The sequence below is a fragment of the Hymenobacter siberiensis genome, from assembly GCF_018967845.1.
Taxonomy (GTDB): Bacteria; Bacteroidota; Bacteroidia; order Cytophagales; family Hymenobacteraceae; genus Hymenobacter; species Hymenobacter siberiensis.
This window is the reverse complement of the sequence record NZ_JAHLZZ010000001.1, coordinates 1263618-1279497: the sequence shown is the minus strand read 5'-3', so window position 1 is coordinate 1279497 and position 15880 is coordinate 1263618. Positions and strand designations below refer to the sequence as shown.

Here is a 15880-nt window from a genome sequence, read left to right as displayed (position 1 = left end):
TAAAATTCCCACCATTCAATTCATTGTTATGTTGCACGCTTTCCCTTTTTGCCGCGCTGCTGCCCGGCTGACCTTTGTAGCCGTGCTGGCAGCCGGGCTGCCGGGGCTGGCCGGGGCCGCTGTTCGGCCCACCACCCGGCTCACTGCCGAAGACGTGCTCACGCGCCACGTCACACTTCAGGCTCAGGCACAAACTGTTAAGGCTGTACTAGCCACTATAGAAAGCCAGGTGCACATCCACTTTCTCTACAGCCAGCAGCTCATCGGAGCCGAGCGCCGAGTGAGCGTGGCAGCCGTGGACGAGCCCCTGAGCGGCGTGCTGCAACACCTGCTGGCCCCGCTGCGCATTGGCTACGAGGTGGTGAGCAGCGGCATTGTGCTGGCGCCTACTGCGGCAGTAGCGCCCATTCCGGTAACGGGCCGGGTGGTAGATGAGCAGGGCGCGGGCATGCCCGGCGTGACGGTGCTGGAACAAAACACCACCAACGGCACCGGCACCGATGGCGACGGCCGCTTCAGCCTGAAAGTACAGCCCGGCGCTACGCTGGTTATTTCGGCGGTGGGCTACAAAACCCAGCTGCTGACGGTGGGCGAGCGCACCAGCTTTGAGGTGCGGATGGTGCCCAGCGCCACCGACCTCGGCGACGTGACGGTGGTAGGCTCGCGCGGCCTGCCCCGCACCGATGTGGAGCGCCCCATGCCCGTGGACGTGCTGAACGCCAAGGAATTGCAGCTCACTGGCCAGACCGACCTGGCCCAGCAGGTGCAGTTCAACTCTCCCTCGTTCAACTCGGCCAAAACCGGCGTGAACGGCGTGGCCAACTACGCCGACCCGGCCAGCCTGCGCGGCCTCTCGCCCGACCAGGTGCTGGTGCTGGTAGATGGCAAGCGCCGCCACCAGTTTTCGGCCCTGAACCTGAACGTGACGGTGGGCGCCGGCACGGTGGTAACGGATTTGAATGCCATTCCAACGCTGGCCATTGAGCGGATTGAGGTGCTGCGCGATGGCGCGGCGGCCCAGTATGGCTCCGATGCCATTGCCGGCGTTATCAACCTGGGCCTGAACAAGAGCACGGGCGTAGCCACGGCCAAGGTGCAGTACGGCGTCACGCAGCAGGGCGATGGGGCGCAGTACCTGGCCGGCGCCAACTACGGCGTGAAGCTGGGCAAAACCAACCCCGGCTACCTCAACATGACCCTGCAGTACCAGCACCAGAGCCAGACCAACCGCTCCGATGACTACCGGGGTGGTATCTACTCCGCGTTTCCGGCCCTGAACTCGGCCAACCCAACGCCTTCGGCCACTCAGATTGCCAACGAAAACCGCCTACGGACCGAGCGCGGCAACGTGTACCCGCAAGTAGGCCAGCCATTTAATGTGGGTGTATACGGCAGCAACCAGGCCGACATCTACCAGGGTTTTTATAACCTGGGCATCCCGCTGGGCGACTCGAAGTGGTCGGTGTATAGCTTTGGCGGGTATTCGCGCAAGGACATTCTGGCCTACGGCTTCTTCCGCAACGCCATCACCACCGGCTCGAACTACAGCCCCCTGCACCCCGATGGCTACCTGCCCGAGCTGCCCGGCCGCTCCGACGACTACTCGGCCGTAGTGGGCCTGAACCGCAAGCTGGCCGGCGGCTGGAACCTCGATTTCAGCACGGGCTATGGCTACAACTACCTCGACCTCTTCGCCAACAAAACGGCCAATGCCTCGATGGGCACAGCCTCGCCCACCGATTTTTACGTGGGCCGCAGCGCCTTCGGGCAGAGCACCAGCGAAGTGAACGTGAGCCGCAACTACACGGGCTTGTTTGGCACGAAGTCGTTCAACGTGGCCTTCGGCAGCCAGTTCCGAGCCGACCAGTTTAAGCTGCAGCGCGGCAGCGCCGAGTCGTACTTCGCCGGGCCGCTGGCGGCCAGCTCGGGCAAGTCGCCAGGCTCGAATGGCCGCCCCGGCATTGCCCCCGACGACGAAACCAACGCCACGCGCACCAACGTGGGCGTGTACGTCGACCTCGAAAGCGACATCACCACGCGCCTGCTGCTCACCACCGCCCTGCGCTACGAGAACTACTCCGATTTCGGCAGCAACGTATCGGGCAAGTTTGCCGGTCGCTTCAAGGTTACGGAGGGCATCTCGCTGCGCGGCTCCCTGAACCGGGGCTTCCGGGCGCCGTCGCTGCAACAGACGTTTAACAGCGTGACGACCTCGACAGTGCAGAGCGGCGCCATTGTGCAAACCAAGCAGCTGCGCAACGACGACCCACGCCTGCAGCCGCTGGGCGTAGCGGCTCCTAAGGCCGAAACCTCCTGGAACTACAGCGCCGGCGTGGCCGCGCAGCTGGGCCCCAACCTGCTCTTCACCGTGGATGCGTACCAGATTGATATCAAGGACCGCATCATCGACAGCGAGCGCCTGATTAAGAGCAGCATCAAGGCTCTGCAAACCCCGGCTTTCGACGGCATCAGCGAAATTCGCTTCTTCACCAATGCCATCGACACCCGCACCCGCGGCGTCGACCTGGTGACGACCTACAAAACCGAGTTCAGCGAGCGCAGCCGCTTCACCACCAGCCTGGCGCTCACCTTCAACCAGACCAACATCGTTCGCACCAGCGACACGCCCGCCCAACTGCAAGCCGGCACCACCAACCGCATTCTGCTGATTGACACGGTAAGCATCGGGCTGATTGAGCGGGCCCAGCCCCGCCAGAAGATTCTGCTCTCGGCCACGTACACTTACGGCAAATTCAGCATCACGCCCCGCGCCTCCTACTTCGGCGCCGTGACGGCCTACGAGAAGCCCGCCAACCGTACCGTGAACGGCGCGGTGGTATACGTGCCCCACATCAGCCAGGAGTTTAAGGGCAAGACGCTGATTGACCTGGCGCTGGTTTATAACCCGGCCAAGGCTGTATCACTTACTCTGGGCGGCAACAACCTGTTCAACGTGTACCCCGACAAGGTGGACGCTACCCGCTTCGGCAGCTACTCCAACGGTGAGATTCCTTACACCCGCAACGCCGCGCAGTTCGGCTTCAACGGGGCGTATTACTACACGAACGTGACGCTGACGTTCTAGAACGCCATGCTTTATCTGGCGTCCGCTTGTCGAAGCATCTCTACCTCAATAGTAAACCCCTTCGCTGCAACGAAGCGGGGGAGATGCTTCGACAAGCGGACGCCAGATAAAGCATGACGTTCTTTTTATTTGACGTTCAATTATCCCCAAGTTGCCCCCATGACCAACCTCGTTTTGCTGGTGCTGTGCCTGGGCCTGGGGGCCGCCCTGCGCCACTGGCAGCTGCTGCCGCCTACGGCGGCCGGCGTGCTGAACCAGCTGGTGGTGGTGGTGCTGCTCCCGGCCCTGGCCTTTCTGCACCTAGCCGAGGCGCGGCCCGAAGCCCGGCTGCTGCTGCCGATACTGATGCCCTGGCTGATTTTTGGGGTGGGCTGGGTGTTTTTTGCCCTCCTGGGGCGGCGGCTGGGGTTGGCGCGCGGCACGGTGGGGGCGCTGATTCTCACGGGCGGCATCAGCAGCGTGTCGTTTGTGGGATTTCCAATTTTTGAGATGCTGTACGGACCCGCCGGGCTGGCCATGGGGCTGGTGATGAGCCTGGCCGGCTCCATTCTCATCAGTGTGACGCTGGGCGTGGTGGTGGGCTCGTGGTACGGCGCGGCGCGGCCCACGTGGCGCGGCATGGTGGGCAATGTGGTGCGGTTTCCACCGTTTCTGGCCTTTGTGGCGGCGCTGGTGGCGCACCTGTTTGGCTACCGGCACCCGGCGCTGGTGCGCGGCGTGCTGGAGCGGCTCAGCTCGCCGTTTCCGGTGATTGCGCTGCTGGCGGTGGGCCTGCAGCTGCAATGGCGGGTGCCCCAGGCCCGCGCCCGCCTACTGGCCTGGGGCCTCGGCTACAAGCTGCTGCTGGCCCCGCTGGTGGTGGCGGTGGTGTACGTGGGCCTGCTCCGGCAGCACGGGCCGGCCACCAACATCTGCCTGCTCGGCGCGGCCATCGGCCCCATGAATACGGCCGCCGTCATCGCCGACCGCTACGGCCTCGACCCACCGCTGGCCGCCCAGATGGTGGGGCTGGGCATTCCGCTCTCCCTCCCGCTACTGGCCCTGCTGGGCTGGTGGCTGCAGTAAATTGGTGACTGAGTAAAGTAAAAAGAACGTCATGCCGAGCGCAGCCGAGGCATCTCGCGTGCTCCCACTAATCTTTTTTCAACGATTGAATTACTACCATAAGCGAGATGCCTCGGCTGCGCTCGGCATGACATTCTTCTAAATTCGTGCCTTCCTATCCTCCTATACCCTCCTACCTTAAACCTCCCCCTCCCATGACATTCAACCGCATTTTTCACAACCTCACGCTGTGGGTGCTACTGGCCATTGTGGCCGGGGCGCTGCTGGGGCATTTCGAGCCAGCCACGGCCGTTAAGATGGAGTTTTTGGGCAAGCGGTTCATCGACGTGGTGAAGCTGTTCATCAACCCGATTATTTTCCTCACCATCACGCTCGGCATCAGCACCATGGGCGACCTGAAGAAGGTGGGGCGCATTGGGGGCAAGGCGCTGATTTACTTTGAGGTAGTGACCACGCTGGCCCTGCTCATTGGGGTGGCGGTGGCGGCTCTTGTGCGGCCCGGCGATGGCGTGAGCACCGAAAAGCTCGATACTGGGAAGGTGGGCGAGTTTACGAAGCGGGCCGGCGATTTTTCGTGGGGTCACTTCCTGGCCGACAACCTCACGCTGCAGGTGCTTATCGTGGCCATAATCATGGGCATTGTACTCAGCAAGTATGCCGGTCGCAAGCCCATCATCACCCTGCTGAAAACGGCCTCCAAGTATGTATTCCGGGGCCTGCACCTGGTGATGCTACTGGCGCCCATCGGGGCGTTTGGGGGCATGGCCTTCACCATTGGCAAGTATGGTATTGCCACGCTGCTGCCGCTGGGCAAGCTCATGGTGACGGTGTATTTGACCATGGCCGTGTTTATTTTCCTGATTCTGGGCTCTATTCTACGCTACTGCCGCATCGGCATGTGGTCGTTTCTGAAGTACATAAAGGCCGAGCTGCTGATTGTGCTGGGCACTTCTTCCTCCGAAGCGGGCCTGCCGGGCCTCATGGAAAAGCTGGTGGGCATGGGCTGCGCGCAGCCGGTGGTGGGCCTGGTGGTGCCCACGGGCTACTCCTTCAACCTCGACGGTACGACGATTTACCTCTCGCTCGCGACCCTGTTTCTGGCCCAGGTGTTTAAAGTCGAGCTTTCGGTGGGCCAGATTATTACGATGATGGGCATTCTGATGGTGACCAGCAAGGGCGCGGCCGGGGTGGCGGGCAGCGGCTTCGTGGTGCTGGCCAGCACGCTCACAGCCATGAAGGTGATTCCGGTGGAGGGCTTGGCCCTGCTACTGGGCGTGGACCGGTTTATGTCGGAAGCCCGTAGCATCACCAACTTCATTGGCAACGGCGTGGCCACCATCTTCCTGGCTCACAACGAAGGTGCCCTCGACCATGCCCGCGCCGAAGAAGCCCTGGGCCGCCCCATGCGGCGCTTCACCTTTGGCAAGTCCAGCCGTACGCCCACCAGCGGCGAATACCTCGGCACCGTGGCCGAAGCGGATGCGCTGGAAGCAGCAGCCGAACAGGAAACGTCGCGCCCATAGCGGAATTTCCTGTTCGGCCCAACCCCGCGCCTGCCAGCTTTTTCCCACGGAATCAGCCCCGCTCAAAGCTCCGTTTTACCCCGCCGTGAACATTCTCATTGCCCCCGACTCGTTCAAGGATGCCCTGGCCGCGCCGCTGGTGTGTGAGCACCTGCGGCGCGGGCTGCAACGGACTTTTCCGGCGGCAAATTGCCGGCTGTTGCCCCTGGCCGACGGCGGCGAAGGCACCCTAGAAACGATGGCTGCCGTACTCGGCGGCGTATTTGTGGCGGCCGAAGTGCACGACCCGCTGTGCCGGCCCATTCGCGCCGAATATCTCTGGCTGCCCGAAACGGCCACTGCCGTAGTCGAAATGGCCCGCGCCTCGGGCCTGGAGCGGCTGGCCGACACGGAGCGCGACGCTGCCCGCACCACCACGCTGGGCACCGGCGAACTGCTGGCCCACGCCCTCGACCACGGCGCTCGCCACCTTGTGCTCACGGTGGGCGGCAGCGCCACCAACGACGCTGGCCTGGGCCTGGCCACGGCCCTGGGCTACCGGTTTTTCGACGAAAACGGGCACACCGTGCCCCCCACCGGCGAGCAACTGGGCCGCGTGCGCCGCATCGACGTCGCCGAGGTGCACCCGCGACTAGCCGCCGTCAGCTGCCGCGTGGTGACGGACGTGACTAATCCGTTCTTCGGGCCCACGGGCGCGGCCCACGTCTTTGCCGCCCAAAAAGGAGCCGATGTCGCCGCCATTGCCCACCTCGACGCCGGCCTGCGCGCTTTTGCCGACGTGCTCCAGGGCACGTTCGGGCTGGCCGTGCAGCAGCTGCCGGGCAGCGGGGCCGGCGGGGGCATGGCCGGCGGGGCGGCGGCCTTCCTGCAGGCGCGCATCAGCTCGGCCGCCGATTGGGTACTGGAGCTGACCGGGGCCGACCAGCTGCTGCAAGCCGCCGACCTGCTCATCACCGGCGAAGGCCGGGTAGATGGCCAGACCTGGCAGGGCAAGCTGCTGGGCCGGCTGCTGGCGCGGGCCGCCCACCACGCGGTGCCCGTGGTACTGGTATGCGGCACCCTGCTGGAGGTTGATGCCGTGCTTGCCGACCCGAACGTACTCTACGCCACCTCCATCCTGCCCGAGCCACTGCCGCTGGCCGAAGCGCTGCGCCGCACCCCGGCCCTGCTCGAAACCCAGGGTGCACTGCTGGGCCGGCTGCTGGCGCACGGCGGCATTCACTGCAAGCCAGCGCATTAGAGCATTTTTGGGAATTTATCAAAACATCGTTTTCGTCATACTGAGCTTGTCGAAGCATCTCTACTGCTTCGTTGAAAAGCGCCAAACGAAGCAGTAGAGATGCTTCGACAAGCTCAGCATGACGGTCAGCTAGCAAACTGTTTGAAAGAACCCGTCTTCCTATCCAAACCCTTAACATTCAACCTTCGCCACTTTCAACCTCTCATTTCATGAAAGACTATCACCTCGCGGTTCTTCCCGCCGACGGCATTGGGCCGGAAGTTATTGCGGCCAGCCGGCAGGTGCTCCGCAAGCTGGAGCAGCTGCACGGCGGCGTGCGCTTCGAGACGCAGGAGTTTGGCTGGGGCTCGGAACACTACGAGGAAACCGGGTCCATGATGCCGGCCGATGGACTTCAGCAGATGGAGAAAGGTGGGTTTGAAGCCATCCTGATGGGGCCGGTGGGCAGCCCCACCATTCCCGACCATGTCACGCTGTGGGGCCTGCTGCTGCCCATTCGCCAGGGCTTCGACCAGTACGTGAACCTGCGGCCCATGCGCCAGCTCGACGGCGTGGCCTCGCCCCTGCGCAACCCCGAGCAGTACCCCATCGACATGGTGTGCATCCGCGAAAACTCGGAGGGCGAGTACGCCGGCGTGGGCGGGCGGGTGCACCGGCAGCGGCCCCAGGAGGTGGCGCTGCAGTCCATTGTGTTCACGCGGGCGGGCACGGAGCGGGTGATGCGCTTTGCCTTCGACTACGCCCAACAGCACGGCCGCCGGCTGGTGACGAACGTGACGAAATCGAACAGCATGCAGCACAACATGGTGTTTTGGGACGACATTTTTCAGGAAGTGGCGGCCGGCTACCCCGCCCAAGCCACCGACCAGCAGCTCGTGGACTCGATGACGGCCCGCATGGTGAGCCAGCCGGAAACGGTGGATGTGTTCGTGGCTTCCAACCTGTTTGGCGACATCCTCACGGACCTGGGGGCGGCGCTCACGGGCAGCATGGGGCTGGCCCCCAGTGCCAACCTCAACCCCGAGCGGCGCTACCCCAGCCTGTTTCAGGCCATCCACGGCTCGGCCTTCGATTTGGTGGGCAAGAACGTGGCCAACCCCATCGCCAGCATCTGGTCGGTGCAGCTGATGCTGGAGTTTCTGGGCGAAACCGAGCTGGCCTCGCGCCTCATGCACGCCATCGAAACGGTGCTGCGCGAGCAGCGCGTGCGCACCCGCGACCTGGGCGGCACCAGCTCCACCACCGACATGACCCAAGCCGTGTGCCGGGCGCTGGAAACGGAGCCGGCTTTGGCCAAACGCTGATACCTGGCGAATGGAAAGGCATTGCTATTTTGAATAAAAAAGAACGGTCATGCTGAGCTTGTCGAAGCATGACCGTTCTGCTCAGCATGACCGTGCTTTTACATAAAACGAATAGGCCCTGAACTCAATCCATTACCTGTCATGACCCCCACCCTCGGCACTCCCAACACCCCACAATCAGCAGGGTACGCGCAGCTACCGGAGCTGCCGGCCCCGATGCCGCCGGGCGTGGAAGCGCACTTTTTCCCGGGCTTCACGGTGCATGCCGTGGCTACGTCCGGGGCCACCATTCACGTACTGCGGGGCGGCACCGGGCCGCCGCTGCTGCTGTTGCACGGGCACCCCGAAACCCACGTAATGTGGCACAAGATAGCCGGCGAGCTGGCGCGCGACTACACGGTGGTGCTGCCCGACCTGCGCGGCTACGGCGATTCGAGCAAGCCCGCCAGCAGCCCCGACCACGGCCCTCACTCCTTCCGCAGCATGGCCCAGGACCAAGTGGAGGTGATGGCGCACTTCGGCTTCGACACCTTTTTTCTGGCCGGGCACGACCGGGGCGGGCGCGTGGCGCACCGCCTGTGCCTCGACCACCCCGGTGCCGTGCGCAAGGTATGCGTGCTCGACATCGCTCCTACGCTGACCATGTATGCCGACACCAACCAGGAGTTCGCGACGCGCTACGTGTGGTGGTTTTTCCAGATTCAGCCCACCCCCGTGCCCGAAAACCTGATTGGCTTCGACCCGACCTATTACCTGCAACACCACCTCGCCGTGCAGAATAAAACGCCCGGCGCCATCGCGCCCGACGCCCTGCGCGAGTACCTGCGCTGCTACTGCTGCCAGAACACCATCCACGCCGTGTGCGAGGACTACCGCGCCGCCGCCAGCATCGACCTCGACCACGACCGGGCCGACGACGCGGCCGGGCACCGTGTGACGGCCCCGCTCCTGGCCCTGTGGGGTGCCCGGGGCACGGTGGCCCGCCTCTGGAACGTGGTGGCCACCTGGCAGGCCAAGGCCACCACCGTGAGGGGCGAGGCCCTGGACTGCGGCCACTTCCTGCCCGAGGAGCAGCCCCAGGCGGTACTAGCCCATTTTCAGACATTTTTTCGGGATTGAACAGGCCGCCTGGGCAGACTGACAGCCGGTAATTCAGCGCCGCGCCGGCCACAGCTAATTTTCACACCCGACCTTTGCCGTCGTGGAATCTTCAACCCTGCCCTCGCCCGCTGCCCCTACTCGCCCGCCCATCCGCTTCGACCGTAACGAGCTGGCCGGCGCGTTTGGCGACCTCGGCACCGACCTGCCGCTGCTCATCGGCGTTATCGCCGCTTCGGGGGTCGATAGTGCCGGGGTGCTGATTCTCTTCGGGTTGATGCAGGTTTTTACCGGGCTCTGGTACCGCATGCCCATGCCCGTGCAGCCCCTCAAGGCTTTTGCGGCGCTGGTCATTGCCCAGAAAATTCCGGGGCGCGTCATTTTCGGCGGAGGGCTGGCCATTGGGGTCAGCATGTTTTTCCTCTCGATAACGGGGCTCATTGATGCGCTGGCGCGGCTGGTACCCAAGGCCGTAGTACGCGGCATTCAGTTCGGACTGGCGCTGCAGCTCAGTACGCTGGCCCTAAAGCAGTACGTGGGGGCCGATGGCGCGCCCGGCTACGCGCTGGCGGCGGCGGCTTTCACGGTTACGGTGGTACTGTTTGGCAACCGGCGCTGGCCGGCGGCGCTCATCGTTATTACCCTGGGCGTGGTGTATGCGCTGGTGTTCAAGCTCGATTTCGCCACGGCCCAGAAGGCGGTGGGCCTGCACCTGCCCACCTGGCACCTGCCCCAGTCGGCCGACATCCTTACCGGGGCCGTGCTACTGGCGCTGCCCCAGATTCCGCTTTCGCTGGGCAATTCTATTCTGGCTACCAAGCAGGTAGCGCAGGACTTGTTCCCGGAGCGGGAGCCGCTCACGATTAAGAAAATCAGCTTCACCTATGCCCTGATGAACCTGGCGAACCCGTTTTTCGGCGGCTTCCCGGTGTGCCACGGCTCGGGCGGCATGGTGGGACACTATGCGTTTGGGGCGCGCACGGGCGGGTCGGTGGTCATCTACGGCAGTATTTTCCTGGTGATGGGCCTGTTTTTCAGCCAGGGTTTTGCCGATGTGGTGCAGATTTTCCCGCTGCCAGTGCTGGGCGTGCTGCTGCTGTTCGAGGCGCTGTCGCTGGCCACGCTGCTGCGCGACATCAGCGACAGCCGCGCCGATTTGCTGGTGGCGCTGCTGGTGGGACTGCTGTGCGCCGGGCTGCCGTATGGCTACCTGGTGGGGCTGATTGTGGGCACGGCCCTTTACTATACCATGCAGCGCGGCTGGGTGGGCCTGGGGAAGTAGGGGCGTTATTCCAATAGTAACGTTATGCTGAGCGCAGCCGAAGCATCTCTACCGCAGTAGTAAACTGATTACTTGCACGGTAGAGATGCTTCGGCTGCGCTCAGCATGACGGACGGGCGCCTATCCCAGAATCGGTACGGGCTGCTTGTGCTCATCCACGGCCACGAAGGTGAAGAGGCCCGTGACGGCCTTGTGGCGGTCTTCGCAATACATCTGCTCTACGAACAGCTCCACGCGCACTTTGAGGCTGGTGCGGCCGACGTGCTCAATATTCGCCACCAATTCGACCAATGAGCCGCCGGGAATGGGGTGCGTGAAATCGACCCGCTCGGAGGAAACCGTGACCATTTTCAGGCGTGAAAAACGGGTGGCGGCGATGAAGGCCACCTCGTCCATGAGCATGAGCGTGGTGCCGCCGAAGAGGGTGTCGTAGTGGTTGGTAGTGTTGGGAAACACGGCTTTGAAGATGCGCGTTTCGGCGCGGGCAATACGGTCGGCAAGAAGCATACGGAGCAGGAAAAGAGGTGAAAAACGGCCTCCGTTTGCATTCAAGCCCACTATGCCAAAGCCCGCCACCGGCCGCACGCCACCCCGGCCGCGCCCTGGGCGCGGCGGCACGGCACCGCCGATGCCAGCCCCAAAGCGCGAGGGCAGCATCACTCGGCGGCCGGCAGGTCTCCTGACTTATTTCGGGTGGGCCCCGTCCTTCTCAGCCCGGTTTCGGCGGGCCAATGGACTTGCAATGGGGCTCACCGGCTCCGACCCATCGGGGCCGGGAAATTCACAGTAGCGCGTCTGTTCGGGAGTTGCACCCGATTCCCTTTTAATCTTTACCCCGGCCAAAGCCCGGGTGAAAAACCGTCCGCTGATTGAAGGAAATCAAACCGAGAACCAACGGGGCAAAGGTACGCCGTGAGCGGCGGGCCGCTGATTAACGCAAATAAAAGAACGTCACGCCCCTACTTCTCCGCCACTGGCGGCCCCTCGTTGCTCTTGCGCAACGGCAGCTCCGGCACAAACAGCGTGAGCACAAACCCACCCACTACCAGAAAAATATTGAAGAGGTAAACCCGGGAAATGGCTTTCGAAAATGCCGCCCGCACTGCCGGACTGGCGCTGGCCGTGGCAGCGGCCGAGGGCAGTGCCGGGCCGTCGGCCACTACGGACGGGCGGGCGGTGGGGGCCTGCGCGGCCACCGGCAGGCTGTGCGTGAGGGTAAAGGTGAGCACCGCACCTAGTGCCGAGGCGGTGATGGCACCACCAATCTGCCGGAAAAACTGGCTGGCCGAGGTGGCCTGGCCCATCAGTTCGGGAGCGGTGGCGTTTTGCACGGCCAGGGTGTAAAGGGGCATGGTGGGCCCGAGGCCTAGGCCGCAGATGGCCAGGTACAGCAGCACCTGGTGGTACTGCACAGTGGGCGGCATGGTGGCCAGCAGCGTGAGGCCCCCAAGCAACAGCACCAAGCCGCTCAGCATCCAGCGCTTGTAGTGGCCGAAGCGCGACACCATCTGGCCGGCCAGCAGCGAGCCCGACACCACGCCCAGCGACAGCGGAATGAGGCTGGCCCCGGCCCGCGTGGCCGACTCGCCCAGCACGTTCACCATAAACAGCGGCTCGAAAATGATGATGCCCAGAAACGCCCCGCCCATCAGAAAAAGCGCCGCATTGGCCGACCGGAACACCGGGTTTTTGAACAGGCTGAAGTTGAGAATCGGGTTTTCGTGCCGCAGGCTGCGCACCACAAACAGGCCCAGCGCCACCACCGCCCAAGCCAGCATGCCCAGCGTGAGCGGAGCCGTCCAGGGGTAAAGAGTGCGGTTGAGCTGGAGGGCGATGACCAGCGGCCCCAACCCGGCCATGAGCAGCGCTGCCGAAATGAAGTCGAACGGCTTGGGCGCGGTGCGCGGGCGCAGCGGCGGCATCTGGGTAATGATGAACCAGAGGGCCACTAGGCCCAGCGGCAGGTTCACGTAGAACACTAGCCGCCAGCCCGCCACGCCGGGAATCAGCCCCGTGCCTTTATCGGTGAGAAACCCGCCCAGCAGCGGCCCCAGCACCGACGACGTGCCGAATACCGCCCCCGTAAAACCCTGGTAACGCCCCCGCTCGGCCGGCGCAAACAAATCGGCAATGATGATGAAGGCCATGGCAAACAACCCCGCCCCACCAAACCCCTGAATGGCCCGGAAAACCACCAGCTGCGTCATGCCATCGCCCAGCAGCGGCAAGGTCCCAAACTCGCCCGCCAGCCCGCACAGCATCGACCCAACCAGGAAAATACTCACCGCCACAATTTCAATCGTGCGCCGCGAGTACATATCAGCCAGCTTCCCATAAATGGGCACCAGCGCCGTGCTGGCCACCAGGTAGGCCGTGGCCACCCATGTAAACCGGTCAAGCCCGTGCAAATCGGCCACGATGCGCGGCAGCGCGGTGCTCACAATAGTTTGGTCGAGCGCCCCCAAAAACATGGCCAGCAGAATACCAGCTAAGGTGAGCATCTTCTGGCGGTGGGTGAGGGCTTCGGTCAAAGCTTTGGGAATTTGATGGATTCACTGAACGTCAGGCAGATTATAACAACGAGCGAATCCACCCACCATCCACCGGCACGGAGGTACCGGTGATGTAGCTGGCCCGCTCCGAGCACAGGAAGGCCGCCAGCGCGGCGAACTCGCGGGGCTCGCCCAGCCGGCGCATGGGAATTTCCTGCTCCCAGCGGGCCGTAGCCTCGGCGGCCGAAATGCCCTCGCGGGCGGCCGTGGCATCGGCCAGGCCCACTACGCGCTCGGTGCGGGTGTAGCCGGGCAGAATGTTGTTTACGGTGATGCCCTGCGCTGCCACCTCCGTGGCCAGCGTGCGGGCCATGCCCGTTACGGCCGCCCGCAGGCTATTGGACAACATCAGGTTGGCCACCGGCTGCTTCACCGAGATGGACGTGATGTTGAGGATGCGGCCCCAGCCCTGGGCTTTCATGCCGGGCAGCACGGCGCGGGTCAGCTCCACCACGCTGGTGAGGAGCAGGTGGGTGGCAGCCTGCCACTGCTCGGCGCTCAGGGTGTCGAAGGTGCCGGCGGGCGGGCCGCCGGCGTTGGTCACCAGGATATCGATGCGGCCAAAACGGGCCAGGCCGGCTTCCACGAGGCGGGCCACGGCGGCGGGGTCGGCCACGTCGGTGGCCAAGCCCAGCACGGGTACGCCGTGGGCGGCTTCGATGGCGGCGCAGGTTTCCTGCAGCGCCGCATCGTGGCGGGCACAGAGGATGAGCGACGCGCCTTCGGCGGCCAGCTCTTCGGCCACGGCGCGGCCAAGGCCCTGGCTAGCGGCAGCTACCAGGGCAATTTTTCCTTTTATTCCGAGGTCCATAATCGGGCTATTTCAGGCGCAGATAATCATCCGATTTATCCAACCAGTCCTGGCGGGGCGGGCTGAAAATATCCACATCAAGCGTGTCTTCGATGGCCTCGGCCTTGTGCCAGACATTGGACGGAATGTGCAGCACCTCGCCTACGCCAACTACGATGGGCTCGGCATCTTCGGAACCAATCCAGAAGCGGAGCGCGCCTTCCAGGATGTAGGTAATCTGCTCGTTGTGGTGCTGGTGCAGGGGCACGATGCAGCCTTTTTTGAGGTAAACGTGGGCCAGCATCATCTTGTCGCCCGTGATGAGGCGGCGCGAAAGCTGGTCGGTCACCTGCTCTTTGGGCATGTCGTCCCAGGTGTATTTGGTGACTGTTTGGGGGTTTTCCATTGGGTATGTGAATTGAGTGGGATTTATTAGAACGTCATGCTGAGCAAGCGGAGCGCAGTCGAAGCATCTCTACCTCAATACTAACCTAAATGTTGGAATTAGTTGCGCGGTAGAGATGCTTCGGCAAGCTAAGCATGACGTTTCTTCCGGCTTTCACTTATCACTTAGAAAGCCTACACCCGCACCCGGCTCGCCACCGCCGACACGCACAGCCCCATCACGGCAATCAGCGCGAACGACACCCGCAAACTCGTTGCGCCCGCCACGAAGCCAATGACCGGCGGCCCCAGCAGGAACCCGAAAAAGCCAATCGTAGAAACTGCCGCCAGCGACATCCCGGCCGACATATGGGTCGACTTGCCCGCCGCCGAGTACACCAGCGGCACCACCGCCGACGTGCCGAAACCCACCAGCAAAAAGCCCAGCAGCGCCGTGGGCAGCGTGGGCCAGACCACGGCAATGCTCAGCCCGGTGGCCGTGAGCAGGCCGCTGAGCTGAATCACACGCTTCGGCCCGAGGCGGTGAGCCAGCCAGTCGGCCCCGAAACGGCCCAGCGCCATGGTGCTCATAAAGGCCGTGTAGCCCGCGCCCACCCAGGCCTTGTCGGCCTGAATAACCTTCTTGAAATACACCCCGCTCCAGTCGAACATGGCTCCCTCGCAGATGAGTGCGCAGAAGGCAATGGCCCCCAGGCCCAGCAGCTCCTTATCGGGCTTCACGAAGATGGGCTGGTCGGGGTCGACGCCCGAATCCTCGCGCACGATGTAGCCGGCGCTCACCACCAGTCCGGCCAGAATAAACAGGGAAATAAAAATAAAATGCACACCCGGCGGCACCGCGTACCCAATCATAAACGAGCCCACGGCCGCCGCCACAAACCCCGCCAGGCTCCACAGTCCATGAAAGGAGGCCATAATGGGCTTGTGCTTATAAAGCCGCTCCACGCCCACGGCCTGGGTATTCACCGAAATATTGGTGAGGTTGCCGCCCACGCCGAAGAGCACCAGGCACGGCAGCAGCTGCCAGAGGCTACTGGCCCAGCCCAGCCCCAGCAGCGCCGTGGCGTAGAGCACCACGCCCCACAGCACCACCCGGCGGCTGCCCTGCCTGGCCACCAGCCAGCCCGCCAGCGGCAATGACGCCAGCTGCCCTAGCGGAATGGCCAGCAGCACGCCGCCCAGCGCCGCCTCCGAAATGCCCATTGCCTGCTGCACGCTCGGAATGCGCGACGCCCAGCTGGCAAAGCACAGGCCCAACAGGAAAAATAGTACCCCTACGGCCAAGCGGTGGGTTTTGCGGGAAATATAGCCGGTGGCCGGCGGTAGCGAAATCATGTTCATCATCCGAATAGCGTAGCGGTAATCCGCCGGAACCGGGGTCCCGATTTCGGCAAATTACAAGCTTAGCCAACGCCGGCCAGCGCCGCGAAGTTGCCTGTATTATAAAAGCACAGTTTATACGCCAGCAAAACTTCCCGCCGGCGATTTACTGCAAAAATATTTGACAATCAGTGAATTGTTGCCAATTGATTGGCT

At 63.5% G+C, this 15880-nt stretch carries 12 protein-coding genes and 1 riboswitch; of the genes, 7 read left to right on the top strand and 5 right to left on the bottom strand.

Translation table 11 applies throughout. The features are described 5' to 3' along the window. Positions 1-28 precede the first annotated feature (28 nt). The 7 genes from KQ661_RS05420 to KQ661_RS05390 all read left to right on the top strand — a co-directional run bounded on the left by KQ661_RS05420 (position 29) and on the right by KQ661_RS05390 (position 10597). On the top strand, positions 29-3085 hold the full coding sequence (locus KQ661_RS05420; protein WP_216685858.1) for a TonB-dependent receptor: 3057 nt from the start codon (positions 29-31) through the stop codon (positions 3083-3085). A 159-nt stretch (positions 3086-3244) separates the two neighbouring features. Then, positions 3245-4150, top strand: coding sequence for an AEC family transporter (locus tag KQ661_RS05415; protein WP_216679705.1), 906 nt, complete (start codon positions 3245-3247; stop codon positions 4148-4150). Positions 4151-4344: 194 nt separating this feature from the next. Further along, positions 4345-5673 carry a cation:dicarboxylate symporter family transporter gene (locus KQ661_RS05410; RefSeq protein ID WP_216685857.1) on the top strand — a complete coding sequence of 443 codons (1329 nt, stop codon included), beginning with the start codon at positions 4345-4347 and terminating at the stop codon, positions 5671-5673. An 85-nt stretch (positions 5674-5758) separates the two neighbouring features. Next, positions 5759-6913, top strand: a complete 1155-nt coding sequence (locus KQ661_RS05405) for a glycerate kinase (protein ID WP_216685856.1) — start codon at positions 5759-5761, stop codon at positions 6911-6913. A gap of 209 nt (positions 6914-7122) precedes the next feature. Beyond that, entirely contained in the window at positions 7123-8217 is a 1095-nt protein-coding gene (locus KQ661_RS05400) for a tartrate dehydrogenase (RefSeq protein WP_216685855.1), read from the top strand. A gap of 141 nt (positions 8218-8358) precedes the next feature. Beyond that, positions 8359-9336, top strand: coding sequence for an alpha/beta fold hydrolase (locus KQ661_RS05395; protein WP_216679701.1), 978 nt, complete (start codon positions 8359-8361; stop codon positions 9334-9336). Between the two features lie 82 nt (positions 9337-9418). After that, complete coding sequence (locus tag KQ661_RS05390; protein WP_216685854.1) at positions 9419-10597, top strand: putative sulfate/molybdate transporter; 1179 nt, start codon at positions 9419-9421, stop codon at positions 10595-10597. Between the two features lie 120 nt (positions 10598-10717). On the opposite strand, the gene KQ661_RS05385 is transcribed toward KQ661_RS05390, so the two are convergent. The 5 genes from KQ661_RS05385 to KQ661_RS05365 all read right to left on the bottom strand — a co-directional run bounded on the left by KQ661_RS05385 (position 10718) and on the right by KQ661_RS05365 (position 15679). Continuing rightward, a complete protein-coding gene (locus KQ661_RS05385; RefSeq protein WP_216679699.1) occupies positions 10718-11104 on the bottom strand; it encodes an acyl-CoA thioesterase in 387 nt (128 codons plus the stop codon). Between the two features lie 145 nt (positions 11105-11249). Further along, a riboswitch (cobalamin riboswitch) is annotated at positions 11250-11475 on the bottom strand. Between the two features lie 81 nt (positions 11476-11556). Continuing rightward, entirely contained in the window at positions 11557-13128 is a 1572-nt protein-coding gene (locus KQ661_RS05380; protein ID WP_226915729.1) for an MDR family MFS transporter, read from the bottom strand. A 40-nt stretch (positions 13129-13168) separates the two neighbouring features. Further along, on the bottom strand, positions 13169-13960 hold the full coding sequence (locus tag KQ661_RS05375) for an SDR family oxidoreductase (protein ID WP_216679698.1): 792 nt from the start codon (positions 13958-13960) through the stop codon (positions 13169-13171). Between the two features lie 7 nt (positions 13961-13967). Next, positions 13968-14345 (bottom strand): cupin domain-containing protein, encoded by a 378-nt coding sequence (locus KQ661_RS05370; protein ID WP_216679697.1) that lies wholly within the window; start codon positions 14343-14345, stop codon positions 13968-13970. A 173-nt stretch (positions 14346-14518) separates the two neighbouring features. Then, positions 14519-15679, bottom strand: a complete 1161-nt coding sequence (locus tag KQ661_RS05365; RefSeq protein ID WP_216679696.1) for an MFS transporter — start codon at positions 15677-15679, stop codon at positions 14519-14521. Between the last annotated feature and the right edge of the window lie 201 nt (positions 15680-15880).

Bases quoted from the DNA above. Each gene is read 5' to 3' on its own strand.
- KQ661_RS05420 (WP_216685858.1), top strand. From the start codon at position 29: ATGTTGCACGCTTTCCCTTTTTGCCGCGCTGCTGCCCGGCTGACCTTT.
- KQ661_RS05415 (WP_216679705.1), top strand. From the start codon at position 3,245: ATGACCAACCTCGTTTTGCTGGTGCTGTGCCTGGGCCTGGGGGCCGCC.
- KQ661_RS05410 (WP_216685857.1), top strand. From the start codon at position 4,345: ATGACATTCAACCGCATTTTTCACAACCTCACGCTGTGGGTGCTACTG.
- KQ661_RS05400 (WP_216685855.1), top strand. From the start codon at position 7,123: ATGAAAGACTATCACCTCGCGGTTCTTCCCGCCGACGGCATTGGGCCG.
- KQ661_RS05395 (WP_216679701.1), top strand. From the start codon at position 8,359: ATGACCCCCACCCTCGGCACTCCCAACACCCCACAATCAGCAGGGTAC.
- KQ661_RS05385 (WP_216679699.1), bottom strand. From the start codon at position 11,104: ATGCTTCTTGCCGACCGTATTGCCCGCGCCGAAACGCGCATCTTCAAA.
- KQ661_RS05375 (WP_216679698.1), bottom strand. From the start codon at position 13,960: ATGGACCTCGGAATAAAAGGAAAAATTGCCCTGGTAGCTGCCGCTAGC.
- KQ661_RS05370 (WP_216679697.1), bottom strand. From the start codon at position 14,345: ATGGAAAACCCCCAAACAGTCACCAAATACACCTGGGACGACATGCCC.
- KQ661_RS05365 (WP_216679696.1), bottom strand. From the start codon at position 15,679: ATGATTTCGCTACCGCCGGCCACCGGCTATATTTCCCGCAAAACCCAC.